Origin of the sequence: Methanobacterium bryantii, from assembly GCF_002287175.1 — an archaeon.
GTDB classification, from domain to species: Archaea; Methanobacteriota; Methanobacteria; order Methanobacteriales; family Methanobacteriaceae; genus Methanobacterium_D; species Methanobacterium_D bryantii.
The window spans coordinates 287,243-313,478 of the sequence record NZ_LMVM01000012.1; the positions used below are offsets into that span (position 1 = coordinate 287,243).

The 26,236-nt window shown below is 35.0% G+C and carries 29 protein-coding genes, 3 tRNA genes and 1 other RNA gene; 22 read left to right on the forward strand and 11 right to left on the reverse strand.

The annotated features are described in order from the left end of the window. Positions 1-4: 4 nt before the first annotated feature. The 6 genes from ASJ80_RS06805 to ASJ80_RS06830 all read left to right on the forward strand — a co-directional run bounded on the left by ASJ80_RS06805 (position 5) and on the right by ASJ80_RS06830 (position 4,528). Positions 5-676 carry a DUF2284 domain-containing protein gene (locus ASJ80_RS06805; RefSeq protein ID WP_069584325.1) on the forward strand — a complete coding sequence of 224 codons (672 nt, stop codon included), beginning with the start codon at positions 5-7 and terminating at the stop codon, positions 674-676. A gap of 104 nt (positions 677-780) precedes the next feature. Further along, entirely contained in the window at positions 781-1,416 is a 636-nt protein-coding gene (locus ASJ80_RS06810) for a DUF2284 domain-containing protein (RefSeq protein ID WP_069584324.1), read from the forward strand. Positions 1,417-1,536: 120 nt separating this feature from the next. After that, positions 1,537-2,403: an AAA family ATPase gene (locus ASJ80_RS06815; RefSeq protein WP_069584323.1), complete on the forward strand. Its 867-nt coding sequence runs from the start codon at positions 1,537-1,539 to the stop codon at positions 2,401-2,403. Between the two features lie 27 nt (positions 2,404-2,430). Further along, the gene (locus ASJ80_RS06820) at positions 2,431-3,633 is read left to right on the forward strand and encodes a VWA domain-containing protein (RefSeq protein WP_069584322.1); all 1,203 of its coding nucleotides are present in this window, start codon (positions 2,431-2,433) and stop codon (positions 3,631-3,633) included. 92 nt (positions 3,634-3,725) lie between these two features. Next, positions 3,726-3,986: a hypothetical protein gene (locus ASJ80_RS06825; RefSeq protein WP_069584321.1), complete on the forward strand. Its 261-nt coding sequence runs from the start codon at positions 3,726-3,728 to the stop codon at positions 3,984-3,986. Positions 3,987-4,036: 50 nt separating this feature from the next. After that, positions 4,037-4,528, forward strand: a complete 492-nt coding sequence (locus ASJ80_RS06830; protein ID WP_069584320.1) for a GNAT family N-acetyltransferase — start codon at positions 4,037-4,039, stop codon at positions 4,526-4,528. A 53-nt stretch (positions 4,529-4,581) separates the two neighbouring features. On the opposite strand, the gene ASJ80_RS06835 is transcribed toward ASJ80_RS06830, so the two are convergent. From ASJ80_RS06835 to ASJ80_RS06855, 5 genes are all read right to left on the reverse strand, one after another. Further along, positions 4,582-5,502, reverse strand: coding sequence for a M28 family metallopeptidase (locus ASJ80_RS06835; protein ID WP_069584319.1), 921 nt, complete (start codon positions 5,500-5,502; stop codon positions 4,582-4,584). 610 nt (positions 5,503-6,112) lie between these two features. Then, positions 6,113-6,187 (reverse strand) — tRNA-Arg (locus ASJ80_RS06840). Between the two features lie 280 nt (positions 6,188-6,467). Beyond that, positions 6,468-6,541, reverse strand: a tRNA-Arg gene (locus ASJ80_RS06845). A gap of 116 nt (positions 6,542-6,657) precedes the next feature. Beyond that, the gene (locus tag ASJ80_RS06850; RefSeq protein ID WP_083241001.1) at positions 6,658-7,383 is read right to left on the reverse strand and encodes a proteasome assembly chaperone family protein; all 726 of its coding nucleotides are present in this window, start codon (positions 7,381-7,383) and stop codon (positions 6,658-6,660) included. After that, positions 7,384-7,836, reverse strand: a complete 453-nt coding sequence (locus tag ASJ80_RS06855; protein WP_069584318.1) for a PepSY domain-containing protein — start codon at positions 7,834-7,836, stop codon at positions 7,384-7,386. A gap of 338 nt (positions 7,837-8,174) precedes the next feature. Here ASJ80_RS06855 and frhA point away from each other — a divergent pair, with 338 nt between their 5' ends. The 6 genes from frhA to ASJ80_RS06885 all read left to right on the forward strand — a co-directional run bounded on the left by frhA (position 8,175) and on the right by ASJ80_RS06885 (position 12,959). Further along, complete coding sequence (gene frhA, locus ASJ80_RS06860) at positions 8,175-9,398, forward strand: coenzyme F420 hydrogenase subunit alpha (RefSeq protein WP_069584317.1); 1,224 nt, start codon at positions 8,175-8,177, stop codon at positions 9,396-9,398. A gap of 10 nt (positions 9,399-9,408) precedes the next feature. After that, on the forward strand, positions 9,409-9,879 hold the full coding sequence (frhD, locus tag ASJ80_RS06865) for a coenzyme F420-reducing hydrogenase, FrhD protein (protein WP_069584316.1): 471 nt from the start codon (positions 9,409-9,411) through the stop codon (positions 9,877-9,879). 3 nt (positions 9,880-9,882) lie between these two features. After that, the gene (gene frhG, locus ASJ80_RS06870; protein ID WP_069584315.1) at positions 9,883-10,701 is read left to right on the forward strand and encodes a coenzyme F420 hydrogenase subunit gamma; all 819 of its coding nucleotides are present in this window, start codon (positions 9,883-9,885) and stop codon (positions 10,699-10,701) included. 11 nt (positions 10,702-10,712) lie between these two features. Continuing rightward, positions 10,713-11,597 carry a coenzyme F420 hydrogenase subunit beta gene (gene frhB, locus ASJ80_RS06875; protein ID WP_069584314.1) on the forward strand — a complete coding sequence of 295 codons (885 nt, stop codon included), beginning with the start codon at positions 10,713-10,715 and terminating at the stop codon, positions 11,595-11,597. A 144-nt stretch (positions 11,598-11,741) separates the two neighbouring features. Further along, complete coding sequence (locus tag ASJ80_RS06880; protein ID WP_069584313.1) at positions 11,742-12,113, forward strand: tetratricopeptide repeat protein; 372 nt, start codon at positions 11,742-11,744, stop codon at positions 12,111-12,113. 30 nt (positions 12,114-12,143) lie between these two features. Continuing rightward, complete coding sequence (locus ASJ80_RS06885) at positions 12,144-12,959, forward strand: hypothetical protein (RefSeq protein WP_069584312.1); 816 nt, start codon at positions 12,144-12,146, stop codon at positions 12,957-12,959. Here the strand turns inward: ASJ80_RS06885 and map are convergent. Continuing rightward, complete coding sequence (gene map / locus ASJ80_RS06890; RefSeq protein WP_069584311.1) at positions 12,949-13,854, reverse strand: type II methionyl aminopeptidase; 906 nt, start codon at positions 13,852-13,854, stop codon at positions 12,949-12,951. The genes ASJ80_RS06885 and map overlap by 11 nt on opposite strands. Before the next feature lie 487 nt (positions 13,855-14,341). Here map and ASJ80_RS06895 point away from each other — a divergent pair, with 487 nt between their 5' ends. The 7 genes from ASJ80_RS06895 to ASJ80_RS06925 all read left to right on the forward strand — a co-directional run bounded on the left by ASJ80_RS06895 (position 14,342) and on the right by ASJ80_RS06925 (position 18,047). Further along, on the forward strand, positions 14,342-14,533 hold the full coding sequence (locus ASJ80_RS06895) for a hypothetical protein (protein WP_069584310.1): 192 nt from the start codon (positions 14,342-14,344) through the stop codon (positions 14,531-14,533). Positions 14,534-14,755: 222 nt separating this feature from the next. Next, on the forward strand, positions 14,756-15,193 hold the full coding sequence (locus ASJ80_RS06900) for a hypothetical protein (protein WP_069584309.1): 438 nt from the start codon (positions 14,756-14,758) through the stop codon (positions 15,191-15,193). Positions 15,194-15,196: 3 nt separating this feature from the next. Then, positions 15,197-15,712, forward strand: a complete 516-nt coding sequence (locus ASJ80_RS06905) for a hypothetical protein (protein WP_069584308.1) — start codon at positions 15,197-15,199, stop codon at positions 15,710-15,712. Positions 15,713-15,743: 31 nt separating this feature from the next. Then, positions 15,744-16,079 carry a DUF1622 domain-containing protein gene (locus ASJ80_RS06910; protein ID WP_069584307.1) on the forward strand — a complete coding sequence of 112 codons (336 nt, stop codon included), beginning with the start codon at positions 15,744-15,746 and terminating at the stop codon, positions 16,077-16,079. A gap of 259 nt (positions 16,080-16,338) precedes the next feature. Continuing rightward, positions 16,339-16,413 (forward strand) — tRNA-Met (locus ASJ80_RS06915). 67 nt (positions 16,414-16,480) lie between these two features. Next, positions 16,481-16,779, forward strand: an RNA gene (rnpB, locus tag ASJ80_RS06920) — RNase P RNA component. 581 nt (positions 16,780-17,360) lie between these two features. Then, positions 17,361-18,047 carry a GAP family protein gene (locus ASJ80_RS06925; RefSeq protein ID WP_069584306.1) on the forward strand — a complete coding sequence of 229 codons (687 nt, stop codon included), beginning with the start codon at positions 17,361-17,363 and terminating at the stop codon, positions 18,045-18,047. Here ASJ80_RS06925 and ASJ80_RS06930 read toward each other — a convergent pair. Continuing rightward, on the reverse strand, positions 18,044-18,412 hold the full coding sequence (locus ASJ80_RS06930; RefSeq protein WP_069584305.1) for a carboxymuconolactone decarboxylase family protein: 369 nt from the start codon (positions 18,410-18,412) through the stop codon (positions 18,044-18,046). The genes ASJ80_RS06925 and ASJ80_RS06930 overlap by 4 nt on opposite strands. Positions 18,413-18,797: 385 nt before the next feature. On the opposite strand from ASJ80_RS06930, the gene ASJ80_RS17005 reads away from it, so the two are divergent. Both ASJ80_RS17005 and ASJ80_RS06935 read left to right on the forward strand, forming a co-directional pair. Further along, the gene (locus tag ASJ80_RS17005; RefSeq protein ID WP_176720273.1) at positions 18,798-19,049 is read left to right on the forward strand and encodes a hypothetical protein; all 252 of its coding nucleotides are present in this window, start codon (positions 18,798-18,800) and stop codon (positions 19,047-19,049) included. 175 nt (positions 19,050-19,224) lie between these two features. Continuing rightward, on the forward strand, positions 19,225-20,181 hold the full coding sequence (locus tag ASJ80_RS06935) for a TIGR03557 family F420-dependent LLM class oxidoreductase (protein ID WP_069584304.1): 957 nt from the start codon (positions 19,225-19,227) through the stop codon (positions 20,179-20,181). A gap of 66 nt (positions 20,182-20,247) precedes the next feature. Here ASJ80_RS06935 and dnaJ read toward each other — a convergent pair whose 3' ends face one another. The 3 genes from dnaJ to grpE form a co-directional block, all read right to left on the reverse strand. Continuing rightward, complete coding sequence (gene dnaJ / locus ASJ80_RS06940) at positions 20,248-21,390, reverse strand: molecular chaperone DnaJ (RefSeq protein ID WP_069584303.1); 1,143 nt, start codon at positions 21,388-21,390, stop codon at positions 20,248-20,250. 474 nt (positions 21,391-21,864) lie between these two features. Beyond that, the gene (dnaK, locus tag ASJ80_RS06945) at positions 21,865-23,742 is read right to left on the reverse strand and encodes a molecular chaperone DnaK (protein WP_069584302.1); all 1,878 of its coding nucleotides are present in this window, start codon (positions 23,740-23,742) and stop codon (positions 21,865-21,867) included. Between the two features lie 66 nt (positions 23,743-23,808). Next, positions 23,809-24,324, reverse strand: coding sequence for a nucleotide exchange factor GrpE (gene grpE, locus ASJ80_RS06950; protein ID WP_048081734.1), 516 nt, complete (start codon positions 24,322-24,324; stop codon positions 23,809-23,811). 340 nt (positions 24,325-24,664) lie between these two features. Here grpE and ASJ80_RS06955 point away from each other — a divergent pair, with 340 nt between their 5' ends. Further along, entirely contained in the window at positions 24,665-25,141 is a 477-nt protein-coding gene (locus tag ASJ80_RS06955; RefSeq protein WP_069584301.1) for an ArsR/SmtB family transcription factor, read from the forward strand. A 213-nt stretch (positions 25,142-25,354) separates the two neighbouring features. Here the strand turns inward: ASJ80_RS06955 and ASJ80_RS06960 are convergent, their stop codons facing one another. Continuing rightward, the gene (locus ASJ80_RS06960; protein ID WP_069584300.1) at positions 25,355-26,209 is read right to left on the reverse strand and encodes a peptidoglycan-binding domain-containing protein; all 855 of its coding nucleotides are present in this window, start codon (positions 26,207-26,209) and stop codon (positions 25,355-25,357) included. Positions 26,210-26,236: the final 27 nt, after the last annotated feature.

The following is a 26,236-nucleotide window of genomic DNA, read 5'->3' on the forward strand; positions in this document are numbered from 1 at the left end:
ATGGATGAAAGAGGTTGATGACTATAAATTTTTAGAAAAATCGGCACTGGAACATGGATTTGCTGATGCAAAAGTTATACCTATGGATAAAGTAGTAATTGAGGATAGATTACGCCTTCAATGCATGGGCAGCTGTTTTCAACATGGAAAAAACTTGAAATGCCCGCCATACGCGCCGAGCATGGCTGAATTTAGAAAAATACTAAATGAATACAGTTTTGCGATGGTCATTAAATTTAAGCCCCCTGAGATATCAGATGAGATGATAGTAAAATATGGTTTGAATGACATAGAAAATGATAAAGTTTCGTTAATACAGGAATTAGAAACTCAATCAATAAATGCTGTAAAAAATCAGGATATAGATAAATCTATGATGATGCGGTCTGATTTCTCTGGGCCCTGTAAAAATGCTTTAATGGCCATGCTGGAACTTGAAAAAGCTGCATTCAAACAGGGATATACGCTTGCTACAACATTCTTTTATGGGGCATGTTATCTTTGTGAAACATGCAATGTGAAAAATGGCATATGCTTAAATCCAGAGATATCACGTTTTTCAGCAGAAGCTGCAGGTATTAATATTGTTAAAACAGCAGCAAATGCTGGAATGGGATTTAAGTTCCCTATTAAAGAAGAGGAACTGGGAGGCATGGTGATATTATTTATAGATTAATTAATTCAAGTGTGCAGATGGGATAAAAGCTTGAATTAATAGTTACGGTTTAAGTGATAAACCGCGTGTTTTTATCTGTATTGGCCATGTGGGAGATGATGTGAATGCAAAATACTGACGATTATAAAACTTTAGAAAAACTGGCTTTAAATATGGGATACCCTGAAGCAAAGGTTATCCCTGCAGATAATGTTGTAGTTGAAGATAGAGTACGCCTGAAATGTATGGTGGGTTGCCCTCATTATGGTAAAGGCTTGAGATGTCCGCCGTATACGCCCAGTATAGATGAGTTCAGGAAAATACTGAATGATTACAGTTTTGCCATGGTTATTAAGCTTAAACAGCCTGAAATATCCAATGAAATAAAATCAAAATATAATCTGGATAATCTGGAAGAGTTAGATAGACTGCAGGATCGGTATGATGATGTAGATAAAACATCGGCGAAATTATGGTCAGATTTCGCAGTTCATTATAAAAATGCTTTAATAGGCCTGCTGGAACTTGAAAAAGCAGCATTTAACATGGGACATACTTTTGCTACTGTATTTTTTGCTGGGAGATGTATGCTCTGTGAAAAATGTGATGTAGAAACTGGTATGTGTCGTAACCCTGTGATAGCACGTTTTTCTGCAGAGTCTATGGGTATAAATCTACTAAAAACAGCAGAAAATGCGGGAATAGAATTAAAATTTAACTCGAATGATTCAACTGGAATAGCTGTGTTATTAATAGAATGAAAAATGTAAATTTAAAGGTTTAAAATAGTATTAAAGAAGATTTAGAAGATACTGGCTGAACTTCAATTAAGATGAATATAAGTTTAAATGTAAATAAAATAATGAAAATGTGTGATTATCATGCCAGAAATTAAATTAGATACAAATTATGTAGAAGAAATCTTAACTGAAAACAGTTACATTCCAGATGATAATATCGTAACTGTGGTATTTTTAGCTTTATCACTTAAAAAACCAATATTAATTGAGGGTCCGCCGGGAACAGGTAAGACTGAACTTTCTAAAGCGATTTCAAGGGCTTTTGAAAGGGATTTTTTCAGAGTGCAGTGTTATGAGGGCATAACTTTTGAGCAGATCGTTGGGGAGTGGAACTATCAGAAACAGCTTTTGCATCTGGAAATGTCCAAGATAAAGAAAACAGATGCTGAGAAAACCGAAGAAGATGTTTTCAGCGAGGAATTTTTCATAAAAAGGCCGCTTTTATCTGCTTTTATGAATGAAAAATCTTCAGTGATACTTATAGATGAAATCGATAAAGCAGATGAAGAAGTAGAAAGTTTCCTGCTTCAAGCACTTGGAGAAAAGCAAATAACAGTCAATGATCTGGGAACATTTGACCTTAAAAATGACTTACTTGTTATAATGACTTCAAATTCTCAGAGACAGCTCCTTGACGAGACAAAGGACCGCTGTTTATATTTATATATTGATTACCCCACATTTGAAAGAGAAGTTGAAATAGTTAAGTCACATGTTCCTAATGCTTCTTTAGGTTTAATTAAAAGCGTTGTAAGGGCTATGCAGAAAGTAAGGAAACTTAATCTAATTAAAACTCCGTCAATTAGGGCAACTGTGGACTGGATTAATAGTTTACTTGTATTTGGTAAAGATGATTTAGATGATGATTCGTTTAAAAAAACCATCAATGTTGTCATAAAGAATGAAGATGATAAAAATAAGGTGATTGAATCATTTAAACTGGATTAAAAATAAATCTGCTTTTAATGGTGTACTATGTTAGAAGAGATAGCTGAATTTTCAGGAAAACTGAGGGAAAATGGAATTCCTGCAAGTATTAGGAGTACAGAAATAGCCTGCCGAGCTGTCTCTTTAATTAAAGAGAATGATGGGGACTTAAGGGAAGCTCTGGCATGTATTTATCTTAAAGACCAGCGGCAGAGAAAAAGATTTAATGAAGTGTATGGTTCTTTTTTTGAAGGAAAGGAAGAAAATACAGAGGATCAGTCTACAAAAAAACAATCTATGAGTGCAAATCGCACGCTAAAACCTTCAGTGAGTACTACCTCTTCACCAGCAGGTACCAATTCTGTTCATGGTTTAAATAGTATGTATAAAGCTTGGGATCATAGAATGAATCATATAAATGATTCCATAATGGACAAAATAAAGATAGAATACATCGAAAATACCCTTGGGGGGAGCAGTGACGATGGTTCTATAAATGACAAATCTGGTTTACTTAAAAGTAACATAATGACTTTAAATTCCCTTCAGCCTGAACTGATAGATTTGTGCCAGAAACTTGGTAGAAAGATTGCTACAAAAAGAGCACGAAGATATAAACAATCTAAGAAGCAAAAACCCGATATTAGAAGGACTATCCGGAGGAATTTAAAGCATGGTGGAACTCTCCTTGAACTTGTAAAAAGTAAACCTAAACTAAAGAAACAGAATCATTATTTTCTAAATGATGTAAGTGTTTCATGCGATTGGATCAGTATCTGGTTTTTTTGTATGGTTTACGCGGCTCAAAATTCATTTACCCGAGCAAGGGCATTTGAATTTGATAACAAAACTGCTGAGGTAACTTCTGCCCTTTACGAACTCAACATAGTCGATGCATTTGTTAAAGTTTTAAAAATCAGGCATGAAAATGCAATGATTCAGGGTAAATCCAATATGTATACTGCATTTGAAGGTTTCCTTGATCAGGCGAATTTAAATAGTAAATCATACGTCATGATTTTAAGCGATTGCAGGGATTGGGCAGGGCCAAAAGATAATAATAGGCCGTTAAGTGCAGAGTTTATTGAACAAATGTCTAGACTTGCTAAAAGAGTTTTAATATTAAACCCTGAACCTAAAAATAAATGGAACGTAGCAGACAGTCGTGTTTCCTATTATGAAAATGCAGGGGCTGAAGTTTTTGAGGTCCGTGATCTGGAACAGCTTGCTAATTTAATAAGTGAGATTTAAATATTTTAAATTATATTCAACTTTATTTTATTATTTAACTGGTGAATTCAAATGTTTATAGTTAAAATTATTGAATAACTGCAGGTGATATGATGATAAAATATTTAGCTCAAGAAGAAGGACCTACCACTTACCAATTAATTTTTAAAGATACTGGAATCTCAGAAAAGACATATAAAATACTAGAAAAGCATTTAAAGAAATATGATGAAAACTTAGTATTGACGCACGTGCCTGTTGCAGATGAAGTGGTAATTATTGTAAATAAAAAATGCAAAACGGATGAATGCCGTGAAGCGGAAGCAGAACGGTTTATTAAATATTATACGGGGATTTCAAGAAAACTTAAATAAATAGTCACAAATTACCTGCAATTTAATTATTGAAGGATTAAGTGTATTCTATGGAATTTCAAATCGAAAAAATGAAATATGAAGACTGGGAACAGGTTTCAAAAATATATGATGAAGGTATTAAAACTGGAAATGCTACCTTTGAAACAGATGTACCTTCATGGGAATCCTGGATTTCAAAGCATTTGCTATGCTGTAATATCGTCGCGCGCAGGGGAAATAAAATTTTAGGTTGGGCAGCGGTATCGCCAACCTCAAGTAGAGAAGTTTATTCTGGAGTAACTGAAGTCAGCATCTATGTAAGTAAAGAATGTAAAAGAACTGGTGTAGGTTTAGCTCTTCTTAAAGAATTAATAGAATTATCTGAGAATAACGGTATTTGGACTTTACAAGCGGGAATATTTCCAGAAAACAAGGCAAGTATAAATCTGCATAAGAAGTGTGGATTTAAAATTGTAGGCATCCGTGAAAAGATAGGAAAAATGGATGATATCTGGCGTGATGTTGTTTTGATGGAGAGGCGCAGTAAGAAAGTAGTATGACATAGTTTGATAATTTAGATGATTGTAATTCTTATTTTTGCCTGTTTTAACGATTACACTGTTAAATTTAGTACAGTCATAGTCACGGTTTGACCTATTTTATTCATATCTTTTGAATTGAGTTTGTCAAAGGTATTGGCACTGCTCCACGGGGCAACTTCAAAGGGTTGGCTCATTACCTGTAAAACAGGTACCTTATCAATGTTATAATAAAAGGGATAAGTATCGCTGGGGTATGTTGTAGTTCCAGTAACAGCAGAGTATCCTAATTGTTTAGCGTTTTGTTTCATAATGTTTATGAGTTTAGGGTCTCCATTAACAGGCTTGGGCTGGTTACTGTGTCCAATTAAAGATACCTGTTGGCCGGCACCAACACAGTTAAGGTCAATCATTGCTTCACAGTTTTTAACAATCTCGGGATGAGTTTTTACGAAAGCATCAGATCCCTTAAACCACATTTCTTCCCCTCCAAACCCAACAATTAGAACGGTTTGTTTGGGCTTGTAACCTGTGGAAAATACTCTTGCCATTTCAGTTTGTATTCCCATGGCTGCTGCATCATCTGTGGCCCCTTCACAGAATCCTGGAGAGTCTATATGTGAACCTACAATGATGTATTTCTCAGGGCTTTCTGAGCCTTTAATTTCTCCAATAACGTTGTATGTGTATTTACCGTTGCCTAGATCTACTTTCTCTTTATATGCATTGATTCCATTGTTTTTAAATTCAGTTTCCATGTTTTCTGCAGCTTTTAACTCGGCCTCGTTACCGCCGTATCGAGGGCCTAAACTGCAGATTGTTTTAGAGAAAACCAGTGCATTTTGTGAGTTGAATTCTTTGGCTTTGGTCAGTGGATCGGTTACAGTTGGTTGAAATTGATCAAGGGTACTGGATGAATTGAACATGAATGCACCTGCAATTACCACTGCACATAACGCTATTCCTGCAATCAAAAATATGTTTTTATTTTTCATAAAAATTCCCTATCGCATTTAATTATTATTTAAAATGGTGATAATCATTTGGTCATGATTTAAACTAAATTAGAAAGTTTAAAAGAGTTAGAATCACAATATCTCAGATTAGTTATTGATGTGGTATTGTTAACTTTTGAGTTAAGTTCCTGCACATAATTTCTTTATTTAAACTTAATAATAAACTTTATTAGAATAGTAATAATTAGAATGTTATGGGTTGATTAATTTTTATGTGGTAACTGGCAAAAAAAGAGATTATTTGTTATTTAGAATGTTTTTAAAACTATTTTGAGCAATAAAATGAGATTAGATTTTAAAATAAATAGTTTGTTTTTGAGATTTCTTTTTTGGAGTGGGGATATAGCTTTTAAATTGAGGGGGTTAAAATTAGAGTTCCTATTTTGATTTCTGATCTCCGAGCGATAGCGAGGCGATTTCTAATTGGTTTTGAAATCTTATCAGAATTTAATAAAGGATTTAAAATAGAATTTGTTTGAATTTAATAAGAATTAAAATTGAATTTAATATGATTTTAGTTTTCCGGAACTCAAAAATTTTTTATTTTTGAGTGAAGATTTTGGATTCAAACTTTTCGTAAAAGTTTGAGCGGACCCGCCGGGATTTGAACCCGGGACCCTCAGATTAGGAGTCTGATGCCCTGTCCTGGCTAGGCTACGGGCCCACATGTATTCAGAATTAATTTGTTTGATATGATTTATAAGTTTTTATTTTAGTATTTAACTTGTCTGCTTTTTAGATTTCGATCTTCCGAGCGAAGCGAGGCAAACCCAATTGTTTTTGAAATCTTCAGTGGATTTAAATGAAGAAGATTTAAATTAGAATTTGTTGGAATTCAGATAAGAATTAAAATTAGAATTCGCCTTGATTTTGGTTTTACCGCAACTCAAAATTTTTTATTTTGAGTGAGGATTTTGGATTCAAACTTTTCGTAAAAGTTTGAGCGGACCCGCCGGGATTTGAACCCGGGACCTTCGGATTAGAAGTCCGACGCCCTATCCAACTAGGCTACGGGCCCTTATGATACAGTTCAAAGTTGGTAATTACTAGATTGTAGGTTCTGATATATAAAATAAACTGTTACATGTAACTATTTTTATAATAATTACACGCAACCACCAATCCAGCTTAGTTTTACATGTACGCTGGTGATTCTGTTTCGCCTTGCCCTTGTACAGTTTGAGCTAGCTCTTTAAGTCTATTTTCTATTTCTTCCGCTTCTTTTATAAGGGGCTCTGCATTGATATTCGTGCCTAACATTTTGTTTAAAATGTTTGTAACATCTGCAGCAGCCCTTGGGTCTGGATATGGGCTTGTTATTTCTGCAAATAAACAGGATCCCGGTATGCCTTTCATCATGCTCCTCGTAAGTAAAGTACCTGATAGACCGCTTATATTTCCGAATGGTAAAATAGGCAGGTCTAATTTTCCAAGGCGTTCCAGGGATTCATCTGAGTTTGCAGCACCTGCAGCTCCCTGGCTTTTTTCCCTTACAACTATGCTGTTAAATGTAATTATTTCCTTACTATTATTTCGTTCCATCCAGTCGACTATGCCGTTTGTCATGTCGAAAGCGACATTTTGAGGGATGATGAAATCTGAAAGGAATAAAACAATTCCTTCTGTAGCGTATATCCTAAATGGATGGATTGCTTTACCTTTATACAGTACTGCAAGAGGAGGGAAATATTTGGAGTCAATATATCCTATTTCCTCCATTTTAAGCTCTTCAACTAAAAGCCATCCTAATATATTTCCTATAAGGCCTAATTCAGGTGATCCTTCTAAGACTATTGCATCTTCAACATTTTTAGAAATTATTTTACAACATTCATATTCAGTCTCAACCATATCAACCATCTACGGTGCACCTCCTGCACCTCCAACGTTTTTACCTGTTTTAGCGTTTATCCAGATTTCTCCGGCTTGTTTACCGTTGTACATGATTGGAACAATATAGACTTTTTCACCGTCCATTGTTGTAAGCTTAGGAGTACCTGCGGTTGCTCCATCCTGTTCTATATAATTATTTTGAACAATTGATTTAGCTTCGCTTGCTGATATTTTCACACTACTACCTCCATTTGAACTTGAAGTTTGGGTTCCTGTAGAAGTTGTACCACTCTGGGTTTGAGTTTGGGTTTGACTTCCATCAGACGAGGTAGTTGTGCCCTGATCTGAAGATTGCTGGTTGTCCTGTGAAGTAGAAGGCTGCCATAAGCCTGTAGTAGTTGTAGTAACCTGATAAGTAGCCGCTGCGACACCTATGAGTAATACAATAACAACGGATAAAAGAATCTTTGTGTTAACCATTAGTTCACCTCTTCATAGAATTGCACTGATCTCTAAATTGGAGTTATTACTTAAATAATGTTTACTAATATAAATCTTTGACTTATTATAGTTTTAGTGTTCCCGATTATAGTTAGAAAAAAGCTTATAAGTGCGTTAATGAAGTGTTTTTAAAAAATTAAAGATGTTTTCGTTGTTTTTATATTTATATAATGTTAAGCTTATTAATCGGAGATTGTTAATTAGTCTTTTATGTTATATATATTTTTCATTTTTTTTTTTCAAAGAAAAGCTTATTATTATAGATAATAAATTGAAATAGTGATATTCGTATATTTTAAAAACAAGAGGTGATACATTTGAGCGAAAAGATTGTTATATCGCCAACATCACGACAGGAAGGACATGCCGAACTGGTCATGGAAGTCGACGATGAAGGAATAGTAACTAAGGGGCGATACTTAAGTATTACTCCAGTCAGAGGACTAGAAAAGATAGTAACAGGCAAAGCTCCAGAAACCGCACCAGTAATCGTGCAGAGGATCTGTGGTGTCTGCCCTATACCTCATACTTTAGCATCAGTGGAAGCTATGGATGATTCATTAGGTATAGAACCACCAAAAGCAGGTAGGCAGTTAAGAGAGTTAACTTTAGCAGCTCACCATATAAACAGTCACGCTATACACCAGTTCCTCGTTGCACCTGATTTTGTGCCAGCAGATTTACTCACAACAGCGATAAACATGGTCTCCGAAATCCGAAAGACTTCTCAGAACGTGGTTGACGTAGTAGCGGGTGAAGGTATACATCCTGCTGATATTAGAATAGGCGGAATGGCTCGAAACATAAGTGAATTAGCTAGGAAAAGGTTATATGCCCGAACAAAAGCATTAGAACCTAAACTTAACGAATTTGTTGATCTATTCATAGGTTTAGTTGAAGATAAAGACTTACCAAAAGGTTTAGGTGTACACGACCAGAAAACTATGGCTACAGATGTGCTTTACGGTGACAGAACCAAATTTGACCTAGACAGGTTCACTGAAATAATGCCAGAAAGATGGTATGACGACCCAGAAATCGGTAAAAAAGCCTGTTCCACAATTCCATTATATGATGGTAGGAATATAGAAGTAGGTCCAAGAGCCAGAATGGTTGAATACAGTGGATTTACTGGAAAAGGTACAGTTGCCCAACACGTAGCAAGAGCTTTAGAAATGAAATCTGCTCTTTCAAAAGCAATAGCCATACTTGATGAACTCGATACATCTGCTCCTGCAAACGTTGGTAACTTTGATGTCAGAGGTACCGGTAAACTCGGAATCGGTGCAATTGAAGGTCCAAGAGGAATGGACGTTCACATGGCTCAAGTAGGCGAAAACGGTAAAACTGAATTCTACAGCGCTTTAGTCCCAACAACCTGGAACATTCCAACTATGGGGCCTGCAACCGAAGGATTCCACCATGAATTTGGGCCACACGTAATAAGAGGATACGACCCTTGTCTGTCTTGTGCTACACACATGATAGTAATAGACGACGAAGACAAGAGTGTCTTAAAAGACGAAATGGTCAGATTATAAGGGAATAAAAATGCCATACGATGCGGAGATTTTAGTAGTTGGCTGCGGAAATGTCCTTTTCGAAGATGACGGATTTGGACCAGCAGTAATAACGGCCTTACAGGAATATTTCAAGGATCATGAACTTCCAGAAAACACGATGTTAGTAGACGCAGGGACTAGTGCACCACATTTTATATTTTCTCTTCCACATGAATCATGGAAGAAGCTTATAGTAGTAGATGTGGTTGAATCTAGAGCTGAACCAGGGACAGTACGGAGATTTGAGGTAACAGAGCTTCCAGAGGGACGATATACCGATGCACATTCATGGTCGGTGGAAGAACCTTTACATGAATTAAGTAAAAAATGCGAAGTTTTCGTAATTGGATGCCAGCCAGAGTCTATCTCTGCCCCTGATGTTAAAATGAGTTTAACTGAAAGTGTGGAAAATGCCATTCCCAAGGCCATGGAAATCATTTTAAAGGAAATAGGGGTTTAGCATATGTTAGCCCGAATTAAAAAATTTTTAGGAATGGAAGCTAAACCGGCGGAAGAAAAAGAAGTGCCAATGGAAGAAAAAAAAGTAGCTTCAAACGAGGAGGTTGAAAAAGTGGCTGAAGAGAAACCTAAACCAAGAATTGGATACATCCACTTGAGCGGGTGTACAGGAGATGTAATGTCGTTGACTGAAAATTACGACATTTTAGCACCTTTACTCACTGAAATGGTGGATATAGTATACGGACAAACACTGGTAGACCGATGGGACATACCAGAAATGGACATAGCCTTAGTAGAAGGATCTGTATGTCTTCAAGATGAACACAGTTTACATGAACTAAAAGAAGTTCGTGAAAAGGCAGGATTAGTAGTTGCTTACGGTTCCTGTGCTGCAACAGGTTGTTTCACCAGATATTCAAGAGGTGGACAGCAAGCACAGCCAGCTCACGAATCATTCGTGCCAATAGCAGATGTTGTTAAAGTTGATTTGGCAATCCCAGGATGCCCACCATCACCAGAAATCATCGCTAAAACAGTTGTTGCTGTACTTAACGGTGATATGGACTACTTACAACCAATGATGGATCTTGTTGGCTACACCGAAGCATGTGGATGTGATTTACAACTTAAAGTAGTAAACCAGGCATTATGTATAGCATGTGGAACCTGTGCAATGGCCTGTCAGACACGTGCACTTGACATGACAAACGGTAGACCAGAACTAAATGAGGACAGATGTGTAAAATGTGGTATATGTTACACTCAGTGCCCAAGAAGCTGGTGGCCAATGGAAAGAATTAAAAAGGATACTGGATTATAGGAGGCTAAAAAATGGTATTAGGAACATATAAAGAAGCACTCTCTGCAAGATCAACCGATAAACAGATCCAGAAAATTTCACAGGACGGAGGAATTGTATCAGCTCTCCTATCATTTGCTCTTGATGAGAAAATTATAGATGGTGCAGTTGTATCCGGACCTGGAAAAGACATGTGGAAACCAGAACCAATGGTTGCTATGTCATCTGATGAAATTTTAGCTGCAGCAGGTACCAAATATACATTTTCACCAAATGTATTCATGCTGAAACAAGCTGCAAGACAATACGGTCTTGAAAAAATTGGTACTGTAGCAATTCCATGTCAGACCATGGGTATAAGGAAAATGCAGTCATATCCATTTGGTGTAAGATTTGTCGCAGACAAAATTGCATTACTTTTAGGTATATACTGTATGGAAAACTTCCCATTTGCATCTCTCCAGACATTCATCTCAGAGAAAATGGGAGTTAGCCCAGAACTAGTCGAAAAAATGGACATAGGTAAAGGTAAATTCTGGATATACACAGCAGACGACGAATTAAGCATTCCACTCAAAGAAACACACGGATACGAACAGAGCGGATGTAAAGTTTGTCTTGACTACGTTGCAGAATTAGCTGACCTTTCAACAGGTTCAGTAGGTTCTCCAGACGGCTGGTCAACAGTACTTACCCGTACTGACGCTGGTGAAAACGTATTTAAACTTGCCGTTGACGCAGGTTTAATCGAAACCAAACCTATGGCTGATGTAAAACCAGGTCTCGGTCTCTTAGAAAAGCTTGCAAAAGACAAAAAAACCAAGAATCAAAAAACAATTGATGAAAGGATCGCAATGGGATTACCAGTCCCATACAAAGCAAGCACAGAAAAAGAAGACCCACTTGCAAACTACTAAGTTTGAGAATGTAGGAACTAGTTCCTACTAACTTTTTATTGCTCAAAAATTCTATGAATTTTTGGCACCCCAAACACTTTGTGTTTGAGGGTTTTATTTTTTTAAATTATATTCCAACAATTATAACTATATTATGTGATTAAAATGGACATAATTACACTTTTAGGGGCAATGTGCCTTGCTTACGGTGGTATGTTAATCCTGTATTATAGGTTACGTACAACCGAAAAACGAAAAGAATTATCTTACCTTATGTTAAATGGAATAAAAAACATGCGCCGTGGTAATTTAGATAAAGCGTTAATATATTTTGATAAGGCGTATGAATATACCATTGAAACAAATAACATGGAAGAAATGGCGGATGCACTTTATAATATTGGTATAATATACAAAGAAAAAGGGGAAATGGACAGCGCAGTAGAATACCTGAACAGTGCACAAAGTGTATATGATGAACTACATGATAAAGATGGTAGTAAAAAAGTAACAACCGTCACACAATCAATTCGATAAAATGATATTAGTTTTAATGGAGTTCCGATAATGGAATCCTTAAATTTAACTCCTGCTGAATCTCTGATTATTGTATCTCCTAAAGCCAGTGGAGATAAGATGATAAAATTCACATTGATGGATCTACTCTTAAAAAAGAGCCTTAAATTAGATATAAGCGAGAAATTCAACTTTTTAAAAGGTTCCTATAGCAGTATAATTATTAGTGAAGGTGAATCCTGCCAGTGGCCTTTTAAACCACATGAAGAAATATTAATAGAGCTGATTTTAGAACATCATGAGTTGAAGCTCGATGAACTTGTAAATATATTACATAAAAAAATGGGTTCACCTATAGAATATAAAAATAGATATGTAAGAGATCCTCTTATTGATAAAGGCTACTTTAAAATGCAAAAGAAGATGTTAATGTCTCTTGCTCCTTATAATATGTATTCCTTAACTGATAATGGACTTAAAGTGAAGTATAAAATAAATAAACTACTTAATGAGGCAGAAGATCTTAAAAAATGGATGAAAGAAGATTTAGGACGGGCAAAAGCGTATCTATCTGTTTTGGGGTCGCATATACTTTTAACAGATGTTGATATAAAAGATATTAAAAAATTCAATAGAATATTGTCTTACATAAATCCTGAACCAAATACCTGTGAATATTACAGTTATTATCTTTATACTGTACCTTTTGACTATTTAGATGATTATGGTAATCTTAAAAGTTTTGATTTTTTAGATATATCTTTACTTGATCATTTCAACTCTTTCAGTGACTTAACTGATAAAGACACATCGGTTAGTGGAAGAAGAATAGAAAGAAGACTGAAAAATAGGGATGTTATTCCGTAATTACGGTGCAACCATCACTTTCAACAATAACAGTATGTTCTGACTGTGCAACAACTGCATTGCTTTTTTCTCTAAGTACATGATATGGATAGACTGCTCTTGATGAAATTAACATCCTCATTGCTGCATTTAAATGATGTTCACTTAAATGACTTGTAAGCCATCTTCCTGAAAATGGTAAACTTTTATATTCTTCTTTTATAATTTTTAAGGCTCTTCTTGCATGAACTAATCTCATGGGTCTGTCTCTTAAGAATTTGAATATGTATGTTTCGTTCATATCTGTAACTCTTCCAATACCGTCGGTTGCAAATGGTTCTATGGCTAGAACATCTCCTTCTTCTAATTTATGTGGATTATTCTCCTTGATGTTTGGCATTGAGAGCCCTGCATGAAGTATCCATTGGTCCATACTATGGCCTGTTAAATTAGATACAACGTTAAATCCCCTATCGTTTATGGTTTTTTCTATGATTTCTCCAACTTTTCCGATTTCTACACCTGCTCTTATAGAGCTTATTCCATTTTCAAGCCCTTCCTGGGATGCGAGTATCATGTTTTCATGTTTTTCACGCAGTTCTTCATGCATATCTTCGCCGACAAGTACGCTTACTGCAGTGTCTGCGATGTATCCATCTATGTGTACACCTAAATCAATTTTAACTACATCTCCAGATTTAATTGTATTTTCGTCGCCAGCAGGAGATGTGTAATGGGCAGTTATCTCATTTACAGAAACATTGCATGGAAATGCAATATTTCCCCCACGCTCTACAATTTCATTTTCAACGAATTCTACAAGGTCTAAAACTTTCATGTCTTCTTTTACATAGTTTACTGCATCTTTCCTAATTTTTGATGCTATTTTTCCAGATTTTTTGTACATATCAATCATATAATCACGTAAATTCAATTTCATTGATGCTTTAATTAATTTAGATAAAAATTAATGATATAACTACTTAGATTCAGTTTAAATAATAAAGCTTTAAATTTAATTATATTCGTTGTTTTCTATTTTTTCATTAATAAGTTTTTAATGATTTGCTTTAATCATATAAAATTGGGAGATGTAACTTGAAAATTTAATAAATTAGATTTATTGTATGTTTCTGCTCTATTAAAGTCATAAAATAATTTATTTTTAAGTATGTATGACTTTTTAAGCTTAATTTAGTATTGTAGAATAATTTAATAAAGTAAATGTATAAAAATCAATTAAGAAATGCACTAATCTTTTAAGGGTCGATTAGGGGGTTAAAAAAATTCCAAATAATAATAAAAATGAGGTTGGCTATATTACTGGTTCTTTCCCAGCTTTTTTATTTGGTGGAGACATATTTCAAATTTTTATAGCAATTGTATTAGTTTTAGTTTTAATTTTGGGTATTTCTATCATTTATAGAAAAAGAAAGTCATCCAAAAAAACTGATGAAAGGCTTTCAAGCTTAAGAAGAGAATTTAACTATGTAAAAGAAGAAAGTTTTAATGAAATCGAAGATGATTGGTTAGAAAATAGATTAAATGCAGATGATCCTGATCTAGAAGATTTAATTAATGTAAATAAGAAGTAAGTTTGGTATAAATCTATTTAAATTAATTATACTACTTTTTATTTAACTTATTCAATTTAAGATGTTTATAACTCTCTGACTTTAATTTTATTTATTTTAATGGTTAAAATTTCAAATTATTTATATGGAATTACTACATATAAATGTAGAGTTAATTAAAGGCCACCTAAATGACTAAGATTATATATAAACTTGGACAAAAATATTAAAAGGTGAAATAATATGGCTGCATTCGATACAACTGCAATATCACAAAATATCGTATGGATAATTATTGTGGTAATTGTGGCAATTGTTGTTATAATCATATTTAGTGAATGGAGAAAGGTGAGGGAAGCTCAAAATAATGTAGCACTTGTTGAAAAACAGGTTGAGCTTAAAAAAATCTCTTTAGTGGAAAAAGACATTGAAACAAAACGTATGATGGAAAATGTGATTCCATTACCTAAGGATCAGCAGGAACAGCTTGCTAATATAAGACAGGGTACTTCAGATATAATGCACAAGGTAGGGTATCTTCACAGTGAAATAAGTGAAAGAGTGTCACGCCTTGAAGCTAAGGCAGAATACGGAAAACTCCAGAAATTAATGAAAGACCTCGAACAGAAAGAGGCAGAACTTGATAAAAAAATGGAAGATAGTGCTAAAGGGAGGAAATAATCAATGGGACCGCTAGAACTATTCGCAATTCTTGTTTTAGCTGGTGCGATAATCGTACTTTTGTATTATTACCTTCAAGAAACAAAGGGAGCTTCTTTGGTAGGTGTACGATCCAGTATTTCTCAAGTGGGTAGTAAAGTGTCTGGAGGGATACATCCAAACAATGATACTACTCAAACCCCTGAAGGAGAAAGGAAAATGTCAGGAGTAAGTGAAAAAGTTTCTGAAATGAGTGAAATGTTAAAAGGAAAAGTCAATGTTCCTATAAGTACAGATAGTTTATCTGGAAGAATTGATGAATTTTTAGATGAACAAAGCGATAGACTAATAAAAGATTGGGAACTTGCCACTAAATCGGATGTAGGTACTCTTGAGAAGAAATATGATAAAGTTTCCAGGGAAATAGATGACCTTGAAAGGAGATTCAATGAATACCGGGGACACGCCAACAAAAAATTTGAACACATCGAAGAGAGGCTTAGTAAATTAGAAGGTAAAGAGCCTGAAGAAACTGAATAATTAAATTTATTTTCCTTTTTAATTGATTACCATGGTTGATTATGGGACAGTAATAGTATACATTGCAAGTATTCTTTCTTATTTTGGAGCTGTAGTTATTTTCTATGGCGGTATAAGGGCAGCAATCGGGGTGCTCTCCATTGAAATACTCAAAAGAAAAACCAGTTATAATGAGGTGAGGCTGGATTTTACCCCTAAAATTCTAATTGGTCTGGAGTTTTTTATTGCAGGAGATCTTATAAAATCGATTATAGAGCCAAATTTAAACCAGGTGATTATACTGGCAATAATTGTATCTATTAGGACTATCGTGGGATTTTCTTTGGGTAGAGAAATTAAAGAATTAGAAGACATGGAGAAAAAATAGTTATTTAGGGCATAATTGTGCATTAAATTGGTTAAATTATATGTTACATCCCCTGAAAATTTTGATTTTATTGATGCATTTGCATAAATGACAGTGCTGTATTTAATTAATATTAAAAATATTGTGGTTTAGCGCAATTAACTTTAAATAGCTTAATTTACTAAATATATTTAAAGTATTAGTTGAAATTAAAATTTAATTTTTATTAATAGACTAAGAGAAACCTTTATATACTCTTAGGTACAAACCATGATAGTACAGCGGGGTGGGGTAGTCTGGTGATCCCGCGGGGCTCATAACCCCGAGAGCCCTAGTTCAAATCTAGGCCCCGCTACTCATTTTTAATTTAACTTTAAAAACTCAAAATTTATATTCAAGTTCAATTTTATTATTGTTTATGGGTAAGCCGAAGAGCAGCTACCGGTTTCTTGCAACTTGCAAGTTAAACTGAGGAAACTCCATCCATCATACAGAACCATGGTGTCGCGAGGCACATGCTGAGAAGCATGACTCTGGAGCAGAAACGAGACGTCTTTTGATAGATGAACATGATGCCTAAGCTGATGATATCAAAAGGAACGGTGAAACGGCCATTTCGTGGGATGTAAGGGCAAATACTGTCGATGAATCCTGTATGAGGCAGAGGTAGCTCGCATAGATGAATGCTGCTAAAACAGGAGGTGGGTTACTCTCGGCATACCATCACCCTTTTTAAAAAAGGGTGAAACCAAAATCCTCGCAAAAAATCTGTGATTTTTTGCTGTGGAAAACCAAAATCAAAATGAATTCAATTTTAAATACTCTTCTAAAAGTTATTGAATCCTTTTTTTACTAAATTCATTAAAGATTTCAAAACATTTGATCCTAGCTCACTATCGTTCGGAGATCGAAAATCAAAATTAAATCCTATTTTAATTTCTATTCAAATTCAAAAAATTTTAATTTGAAATCTCTTCTTTAAATTTTAATAAATAATTTCAAAAATTGAGATCCCCTCATTGTCGAAAATCGAAGCATGAAAAAATCGAAAATTTTGAGGGATTCAGGAGAGCAAAAACATAGTTTTTGCAGGCTATCGCTCGGAGATCAGAAACCAAAAACTAAATTTTACTTAAAATTTCAGAAATTGAGATTCCCTCATTTATGCCGGAATAAAATGAACATCTAATATTTAATCTGATATTTCTTTTTAGCTGAAATAATAACAGATATATGTCTCAATTAACATAATATCCATATTAAACTATTATGTCCCTATAAAAATCTTAAAAGGAGTTAAACATGTCCGAATTATCAACTTTACTCTTTGATATACTTCCTCTGGCGTTAGGGGCTGCTGTTAGCCCTACTGTGCTTATAGGAATAATTTTAATTTTATCAATATCAAACCGCCCTAAATTAAGTGGAATTGCATTTTATTTTGGATCTATGATTATCCTGCTTATTGTGGCTGCTGCGGGGATACTGCTGGGAAAAGGAGTAGCAGTCGCATCAAGTAAGCCCCCATCTGTTGCATCGGCTTATCTTGACCTTGCCATTGGAATATTTCTAATTTTACTTGGAATCTGGAGAATCAATAAGAAGGGCAGTGACGCACCGGATAAAGGTAGATTCGGTGGTAAATCAAAATCAAGTATCTCTGATTTTATAAAGTATATGATTTTGGGGTTAGGAATGTTTGCTGTTAATTTTACAACTACTGTACTTGTATTTGCAGCGGGTAAAGATATTGGAATTTCCAGTGCAGGTTTTACTGATAAGGTGACTGTGGTGATAATTCTTACTTTAATTACACTGCTTGTGGTTGAAATTCCGCTTTTAGTATACTTTACAATGCCAGAACGTTCTGAAAAACTTTTAAATGTTCTTAATATTTGGATGCAGAAAAACAGCCGTTATCTGATGGCGGCAGTTATGTTTGTATTTGGAATTTATTTAATGGTGAAAGGGGTAAGAGTTTTATTTTAAACTTGTTCTTTAAAATTTTCATAAACCCTTAAAGACTTTGAAAGTGCATCTGTCTCTGCTATTAAAGACCCCATTAAAATAGCTAGAAGTAGCTGTTCTTGTTTGGCCCCAAATTTCTCTGCAACCTTAAGATGAGTTAGCAAACAATTTTCAGCCCCTATTGCAGATGCAGCACCTATGGCCACAAATTCTTTGGTTAATGAAGGTAATGCATCATCATTATTTATTGTTTCTACTTTTTCACAGTAAGCCTTTAATGTAGCTGGTTTTTCTGCCAGTACTTGAAAGATCTTTGGAACGAAACCGAAGTAACTCTCAATTTTTTCAAATATTTCGTCTACGTCTATTTCTTCTTCTATGTTCATTGAACCATCTCCCTAATTTAGCTGATCTTATAACTATTCTATTATTTCTGTATTATGAAATGTTAATTTTTGAATTGAAATGGTTGAAAAAATAAATTCTAAAAAAAAATAGAAATATTATTTTAATGGGATATTAGTGGAATCAGCACGCTTATAAAGTTTATACTTATAAAAATCCATAACTTTGACTATATTCCTCTAAATGGAGGTACATAGCTTTGTATCAAACTACTTGATATTTAACTTGCTTTAATTAAATATAAATTATATCTAATAAAAAGCATACATGGAAGGATATGTTTAATTTATTCAAACATTCGTTCTATTTAATTGTTTTAAAATAAGTACTGATATTAAAAATATTTTCAAATTATGATATATATTTTTGATTAAAGTTTCAGTTGCAACATGTTTACCTGTGGCAGCACCTTTTTCAAGTAGTAAAACTGGTTTAGTTTATATTTTATTTCATTGGGACAGTGCAAACATAGACATCATCTCTTGTCGATTTCTCATTCTGTACTACCCTGGGAACAGGGGAAGAATTCTCCTTTATTTTTCATGTATTCATTACATGCAGGACAATCTTGCAGCGTTTTCTTCTGTAGAGGTACAGCTCTATAATTATACATTTTAATTACCTTGTTGTATTTAATTAAGCAATATCATTTCCACCACTGTTTAAATTGACATTTTTTGAAATATTCTTTGGATTATTTAAAATGGGTATGTTAGTGAAACAGTATTAGTAATAATTTATACAAAATAGTTAATAAATATTATAAGAGTCTAAAAAATATGGGGGAATGTTATTGGTAGAAATTGGTTTTAAGCTTGGAAGTGAAGTATTTGGACCTCAAGAACTTATAAATTATGCTAAACATGCTGAAGAAGCAGGGTTTGATTTTGCAAGCATATCTGATCATTATCACCCGTGGTTAAGTCAGCAGGGTAACAGTCCTTTTGTCTGGAGTACCCTTGGAGGAATATCACAGGTAACTGAAAATTTAGGGCTAATGACTGGAGTTACGTGCCCTACAATTAGACAGCATCCTGCTTTAGTAGCTCAAGCCGTAGCCACAATAGCGGCATTAATGCCTGGAAGGTTTATTTTAGGGGTAGGTTCTGGTGAAAATCTAAATGAACATATCTATGGAGATCACTGGCCGCCAGCACCAATAAGGATTGAAATGCTTGCAGAAGCGGTGGATGTAATCAGAACATTATGGCAGGGAGGAATGCAGGACTACGATGGATGTTACTATCACGTTGAAAATGCGCAAATTTATACATTGCCTGAAGAGCTTCCACCGATATATATGGCTGCAGACGGGCCAATAGCTGCAGCTACTGCCGCGGCTAATGGCGACGGACTAATTGTAAGCGGCGGGAAAAAAGAAATTTTAGACATTTTTAATGAAAAAGGAGGAGAAGGCAGGCCTTCTTACTCGGAATTTTCACTTAGCTGGGCTGAAACCGATGAAAAAGCGGTTGATTTAGTCCATAAATACTGGCCTTTAATGGCGGTTAAAGGAAATTTGAGCTGGGATATTCCTACACAGACACATTTTGAAGAACTAGCAAAGAATGTTAAAAAAGAAGATATACCTGAAAGTATTCCCTGCAGCTCTGATCCACAAGTACACATCAACATAATAAAACAAAATATTGACGCTGGCTTTGACCGTATCTGCATCCAGCAAATAGGAAATAACCAGCATGAATGTATTGAATTTTACAAGAATGAAGTTTTACCTGAATTTAAATAGGTAGTATAAATCGGGTAGTAATTGAAAAAAAGAATATTTTGGGAATTTAAGGGTAAAAAGGTTATTTCAGTGCTTAATAGCGTCTTTCATCTTGTCAAAGAACCCTTTGTCTTCAGTATAAATTTCTTTACCGCTTATCTCTTCAAACTCTCTTAAAATCTCTTTCTGTTTAGTGCTTAACTTTTTAGGCACGATGACTTTTGCTTTAACGTAAAGATTTCCTTTACCGTTCCAGCGTAGATGTGGCATTCCTTTACCTTTAATACGGAATGAAGTACCTGGTTGTGTACCTGCCGGGATTTTTAAGCTTACTACTTCTTCTCCTATGGTTGGGATGTCTACTTCATCACCAAGAGATGCCTGTACAAAACTTATAGGCTGTTCATAAAGCAGGTCTGAGCCGTGCCTTTCAAATAGTGGGTGTGCCTTAACAGAAATCATAACGTAAAGATCTCCTGAAGGGCCGCCTTTTATTCCTACATCCCCTTCTCCCGGAACTCTGAGACGTGATCCATCTTCAACACCTGCTGGGACTTTTATATGAATTGTATTGGTTTCTCTTACAATTCCTTTTCCACGGCATTCGTGGCATGGAGTGTCAACAATTACTCCTTCACCTCTACAGTCCCTACATGGTGCTACATTAACAAATTGGCCAAAAGGAGTCCTGTTTATATGCTGTACCTGTCCGGTACCTCCACAGGTTGCACACTGCCTTGTTTCAGTTCCAGGTTCTGCCCTTGTACCTCCACATGTTGGACATACTTTTTTATGTGGTACTTCTATGTCGGTTTCAAGTCCAAATGCAGCATCTTCAAGCGTAATGTCAAGTTCATAAATGACGTCATTTCCTCTCTGTGCCTGGCTTCGTCTTCGACCTCCTCCAAAACCGAAAATATCAAATATGTCTCCAAAATCGAATCCAAAACCTTTAAAAATATCTTCAAAGTTTATATCTCTGAATGCATCCTCTGTGGAGTATCCGCCCATTCCAGCATGTCCAAACTGGTCATAAGTGTGTCTTTTATCTTCATCTGAAAGAACAGCATAAGCTTCACTTATTTCTTTGAATTTTTCTGCACATTCTGGGTCATCACTTACATCTGGGTGATATTTCATTGCTAATTTACGATATGCCTTTTTAATATCTTTTTTATCTGATCCTTTCTCTACTCCAAGGATATCGTAATAATCACGCTTTTCTGCCATATCAATCTTACCTTCACCTTTTAATCAATTCATGATAAAAATTAACTTTATTTATTAAAAATCCTCAATTTTTGAGGAATTAAGTCTTGAAAATCTATTTTTCCAAGTTGAGGAAATTCTATGAATTTCCGAACCACAAAAAAACTTTGTTTTTTTTTGAGGCTTTAAAAATAGAAGAAGGATTTTCCTCCAACTTTTTATCTTATCTATCTATAAAATTTTTCCTATTTATATTTATAAAAAGGGAGCCCTGCAAAAATTTTTTAAATTTTTGCGGTCCTCGAAAACCGCAGGTTTTCGGGACATGGAAACATTCTACAAATTTTTTCGGTTGAAAATTGAAGCCTGAGAAAAATGTTTACAAAATCAGAGATTTTGTAACCGCGAAAATCTTCGATTTCCGTGCTCCGAAATCTTCGATTTCGAGAGATTTTTGAGTGTAGTAATGAAACTCCCTATTTTATAAGATGAAGCTTATTTTTTAACTTCATAGTCTGCATCAATGGTGTCGTCATCTCCACCCTGCTGGTTTCCTTGAGCACCCTGTGCATCCTGTTGTGCTTGCTGCTGAGCTTGTTGGGCCTGTTGTGCTTCCTGGTAGATTTTAGCACCTACTTCCTGGACCACTTTAGTTAGCTCTTCAGTTTTACTTTTAATTGCAGCGATATCGTCTCCTCCAGTTAAATCCCTGAGTTCTTTAACTAAAGCTTCTATCTTTTCTTTCTGGTCTTTATCTACTTTGTCGCCCAGTTCTTCAAGAGTTTTCTCTGAAGTGTAGATCATTGAATCAGCGTCATTTCTGACCTGAATTTCTTCCTGCCTCTTTTTGTCTTCTTCAGCGTGCATTTCAGCGTCTTTAATTTTCTGGTCAATTTCGTCCTGCGATAATTTAGTTGAAGCAGTTATGGTAATTGCCTGCTCTTTACCAGTTCCCATATCTTTAGCTGAAACGTTCATGATACCGTTTGCGTCTATATCAAATGTTACTTCGATTTGAGGCATTCCTCTTGGTGCTGGTGGTATTCCTACTAACTGGAACCTTCCAAGGGTCGTGTTATCATATGCCATTGGCCTTTCGCCCTGCAGGACGTGGATATCTACAGATGTCTGGTTGTCTGCTGCAGTTGAAAATATCTGGCTCTTTTTGGTTGGAATAGTAGTGTTTCTTTCTATTAATTTGGTAGATACATTACCAAGAGTTTCTATTCCGAGAGATAATGGTGTAACGTCAAGTAATACGAGGTCTTTGATTTCTCCTGCTAAAACTCCACCCTGGATTGCAGCACCCATAGCTACACATTCCATTGGGTCTATTCCTCGCTCAATTGATTTACCTATGAATTTTTCAACAAAGCTCTGTACAGCTGGCATCCTTGTTGGTCCACCTACTAATATAATTTTGTCAACGTCAGATTTGGACATTTTAGCATCGGATAATGCCTGTTCCATTGGTCCACTACATCTTTTAATGATTGGGTCAACTAATTCTTCGAGTTTAGCCCTTGTTAATGTAGTTGTCAGGTGTTTTGGACCTTCTGCAGTTGCAGTTATGAATGGGAGGTTTATGTCAGATGTTAAGGTTGTTGAAAGCTCGATTTTTGCTTTTTCAGCCGCTTCTCTTAATCTCTGGACAGCCTGGTCGTCATTCATGATGTCTATTCCGGTTTCTCTTTTGAATTCATCTGCGAGGTAGTTCATGATGGCGTTGTCCATATCAGTTCCACCGAGTTTGGTGTCCCCACTTGTAGATCTGACTTCGAATACTCCTCCTCCGAATTCCATAACGGTTACGTCGAGTGTTCCACCACCGAAATCGAAAACCATAATTTCAAGTTCTTCTTCCTGTTCTTTATCGATACCGTATGCTAAACTTGCTGCTGTAGGTTCGTTTACGAGCCTTACAACTTCAAGACCTGCAATTGTACCTGCGTCTTTTGTAGCGGTTCTCTGGTTGTCGTTGAAGTATGCTGGGACTGTAATAACAGCTTTCTGCACTTCTTCACCGAGGAAAGCTTCTGCATCTTTTTTAATCTTTTGTAAGATAAAAGCAGAAATTTCTTGAGGAGTGTATTGTTTTCCGAGGACATTCACTTTATAATCTGTACCCATGCTTCTTTTTATGGCACTTATGGTGTTTTCAGGGTTTGTTACAGCCTGTCTTCTTGCAGGTTCCCCAACTAACCTCTGTCCGTCAGAAGTAAATGCAACGTAACTTGGGAAAGCTTTTCCGTACTGGGTTGCCCCTTCTGCACTTGGTATGATAGTTGGTTTTCCACCGACTAAAACTGCTGCTGCGGAGTTACTTGTTCCAAGGTCTATACCTATGATTTTTTCTTTCTTATTATTAGCCATTATATCACCTTATTTTACTAACATTTCATAATTTTTGTAAATTTTTTTTAATTTAACATAATTTGGTTATTTTTTGCAAACTTTAACCATTGCACATTTGATTACTTTTGATTTGAGGGAGTATCCCTTTGCAAGTTCTTCGGTTACGACCCCACTTTCATAGTCTTCATGGTTTTCTGTCATCAATGCTTCATGTTTAAATGGGTCGAATTTTTCACCGGTAGTTGGAATTTCTTCAAGTCCTTCTTTTTCAAGTACATTTTTAAGGTTTTTATATATTAATTCAACACCTTCTTTAAGGTTTTCACCTTTTTCACTTGATTTTAGGGCTCTTTCTAGGTCTTCATAAGTGTCTATCAATTTGATAATCAGGCCTTCATTGGCATACTTTCTGAAGCTGTCAATATCTTTTTCTGATCGTCTCTTGTAGTTTTCAAAATCAGCCTGAAGACGCTGCAGTTGTGAGAAATAATCATCGATTTTCTGATCCTTTTCTTCAATCTGCTTGTTTAGATCTTCAATTTCTGATTCTTTCTCTTTCAGATCATTTTTTAGCGTTTTTAACTCATCTTTATCAGTCATTAATTCACCTTTTGTAGTGATAAAAATAATAGTAATCTTTAATAGGTTATAGTTACAAAAGGTTATATAAATCTTTCTACCAATATAGTTAATTGTATAAAAAAGCAGAGTGTTTGTATTAAATTTCTTTATACACTCATGTTAATAAATTACTGCAAGATGATTATATTATAAATTGGAACGTTGTTAAAATTTTTAAAGTGTATAAATTTGAATACAGATAACACTTGCATAACATTTGGTCATGAATATATAAATACTAATATCTAATTAATGGAACTTCATATATAAATTTTAAATGGAGATATTTAAACTAAATAACTTTAATCAGGGATGAAAAATGGATCTTGAAGCAATACTTGACGTCATGGGATGTAAGACAAGAAGGGATATACTGATTTTATTAACAGGGGAGCCCCGTTTTGTAAGTGAAATATCAAAGGAACTTGAAATAGGGCAAAAAGCCATTATTGAACATTTAAAGGCAATGGAAGAGTTAGGACTTTTAAAATCTTCTTTTCAAAAGATAGAACGAGGTCGCCCTAGAAAATATTATGATATATCCCAAAAAGTCGAAATTCAAATATGTATAGATAGGGATACTGTCAAAATGGACGTTAAGGGGGATGATTTTTCAAAATTACAGGAGATAGAGGCTCGGTTCAGTTTGGGGCATGAAGATGTAATTGAAGATCTGGAAGAATTAATAGACAGATATGACAAAGCAAAAAAATATGCTGAAATACTGCTAATGGAAGCAAAGAGAAGAAGAAATATAATCAAATTATTAGAAGGGAATATTGAACGTCCCTATTAACTTTAATTTTGTATTATTATAGAATCTAAGTTAAAATTTAGATTTAAAATTAGTTTAAACAGTATTTAATAAGATTAATTTTTTTTATTTATTGGAATATCCTGCTATTTAAATTTTGTATTAAAATATAATGTTTTATTTTAAAAAATAGGAATTTAAAGATAATCAAAAGCTATAAAAGCTTTTGATCATCTAGTTAAGCAGTTTCCTAATTTAGCAAGAAGCTAAAACAGTCATTCCGGGCTTACTTGAAGTAGCCTTGAACATGGTACTGTAGCCGTAGCTTGAGTATGGAACATCTACCCATGCACCGTTTTGATACAGTTGAACTGATCTGTGGCGTGCTGAGTATGCTGTGCTGTACTGAACTATTCTTGAATGGATACCTGCTGCAGAGAGTTTTCCGTATAGGTATTCACTCATTGCCCAGCAGTCTCCGCTTCCTATTGATACCATTCCTGCAGCTGTACTAGCTGAATGACTGTAACCGTAGTTAGCACCGCTTGCAAGGATTGCTGATAGAGATGCAGATGATGTTGATGCTGTACTGGTTTTTTTAGTTGTGCTTGTGCTCTGTTTTTTAGCTGTACTTGTTGTCTCTTTTTTAGTTACACTTGTAGTTGTTGAGCTTGTTTTGTTTACACTAGATTTAGTGGTAGTTGTTGAGCTTTTGGTTACGTTTGTTTTATCTGTTGATTTGACGTTACTAGAACTTGTAGAAGTGTTGAATACTTCTTCAAATATGTTTACACCGTTTATGTCTTCCATTGCACATGTTGTTTGATTTGCAACCCATCCATCTACGACTATACTTGAGTCGTTCTGGAAGTATTTAACAGCTAGTTCTGTGTATGGACCGAATGATCCATCAACGTCTCCAGTGTAATATCCCTGTTCTTTGAGCCATTTCTGTAATTCAACAACGTATGTTCCGTTTGCTCCTATTTTTAAGCCTTTTTCCGTAACCGCATTTACGGATGAGCTTTGTGTTACATTAAAAGTTGTATTTTGGATTTCAGTAGCTGCTGCAAATGGCAACGTACTGAACATCACACATACTGCAACCATTGTTGCATATGTGAGTTTCCGCTTAAT

Coding starts and splice junctions, on each gene's coding strand:
- ASJ80_RS06805 (WP_069584325.1), top strand. CDS start 5: ATGAAAGAGGTTGATGACTATAAATTTTTAGAAAAATCGGCACTGGAA.
- ASJ80_RS06810 (WP_069584324.1), top strand. CDS start 781: ATGCAAAATACTGACGATTATAAAACTTTAGAAAAACTGGCTTTAAAT.
- ASJ80_RS06815 (WP_069584323.1), top strand. CDS start 1,537: ATGCCAGAAATTAAATTAGATACAAATTATGTAGAAGAAATCTTAACT.
- ASJ80_RS06820 (WP_069584322.1), top strand. CDS start 2,431: ATGTTAGAAGAGATAGCTGAATTTTCAGGAAAACTGAGGGAAAATGGA.
- ASJ80_RS06825 (WP_069584321.1), top strand. CDS start 3,726: ATGATAAAATATTTAGCTCAAGAAGAAGGACCTACCACTTACCAATTA.
- ASJ80_RS06830 (WP_069584320.1), top strand. CDS start 4,037: ATGGAATTTCAAATCGAAAAAATGAAATATGAAGACTGGGAACAGGTT.
- ASJ80_RS06835 (WP_069584319.1), bottom strand. CDS start 5,502: ATGAAAAATAAAAACATATTTTTGATTGCAGGAATAGCGTTATGTGCA.
- ASJ80_RS06850 (WP_083241001.1), bottom strand. CDS start 7,383: ATGGTTGATATGGTTGAGACTGAATATGAATGTTGTAAAATAATTTCT.
- ASJ80_RS06855 (WP_069584318.1), bottom strand. CDS start 7,836: ATGGTTAACACAAAGATTCTTTTATCCGTTGTTATTGTATTACTCATA.
- frhD (WP_069584316.1), top strand. CDS start 9,409: ATGCCATACGATGCGGAGATTTTAGTAGTTGGCTGCGGAAATGTCCTT.
- frhG (WP_069584315.1), top strand. CDS start 9,883: ATGTTAGCCCGAATTAAAAAATTTTTAGGAATGGAAGCTAAACCGGCG.
- frhB (WP_069584314.1), top strand. CDS start 10,713: ATGGTATTAGGAACATATAAAGAAGCACTCTCTGCAAGATCAACCGAT.
- ASJ80_RS06880 (WP_069584313.1), top strand. CDS start 11,742: ATGGACATAATTACACTTTTAGGGGCAATGTGCCTTGCTTACGGTGGT.
- ASJ80_RS06885 (WP_069584312.1), top strand. CDS start 12,144: ATGGAATCCTTAAATTTAACTCCTGCTGAATCTCTGATTATTGTATCT.
- map (WP_069584311.1), bottom strand. CDS start 13,854: ATGATTGATATGTACAAAAAATCTGGAAAAATAGCATCAAAAATTAGG.
- ASJ80_RS06900 (WP_069584309.1), top strand. CDS start 14,756: ATGGCTGCATTCGATACAACTGCAATATCACAAAATATCGTATGGATA.
- ASJ80_RS06905 (WP_069584308.1), top strand. CDS start 15,197: ATGGGACCGCTAGAACTATTCGCAATTCTTGTTTTAGCTGGTGCGATA.
- ASJ80_RS06910 (WP_069584307.1), top strand. CDS start 15,744: ATGGTTGATTATGGGACAGTAATAGTATACATTGCAAGTATTCTTTCT.
- ASJ80_RS06925 (WP_069584306.1), top strand. CDS start 17,361: ATGTCCGAATTATCAACTTTACTCTTTGATATACTTCCTCTGGCGTTA.
- ASJ80_RS06930 (WP_069584305.1), bottom strand. CDS start 18,412: ATGAACATAGAAGAAGAAATAGACGTAGACGAAATATTTGAAAAAATT.
- dnaJ (WP_069584303.1), bottom strand. CDS start 21,390: ATGGCAGAAAAGCGTGATTATTACGATATCCTTGGAGTAGAGAAAGGA.
- dnaK (WP_069584302.1), bottom strand. CDS start 23,742: ATGGCTAATAATAAGAAAGAAAAAATCATAGGTATAGACCTTGGAACA.
- grpE (WP_048081734.1), bottom strand. CDS start 24,324: ATGACTGATAAAGATGAGTTAAAAACGCTAAAAAATGATCTGAAAGAG.
- ASJ80_RS06955 (WP_069584301.1), top strand. CDS start 24,665: ATGGATCTTGAAGCAATACTTGACGTCATGGGATGTAAGACAAGAAGG.
- ASJ80_RS06960 (WP_069584300.1), bottom strand. CDS start 26,209: ATGGTTGCAGTATGTGTGATGTTCAGTACGTTGCCATTTGCAGCAGCT.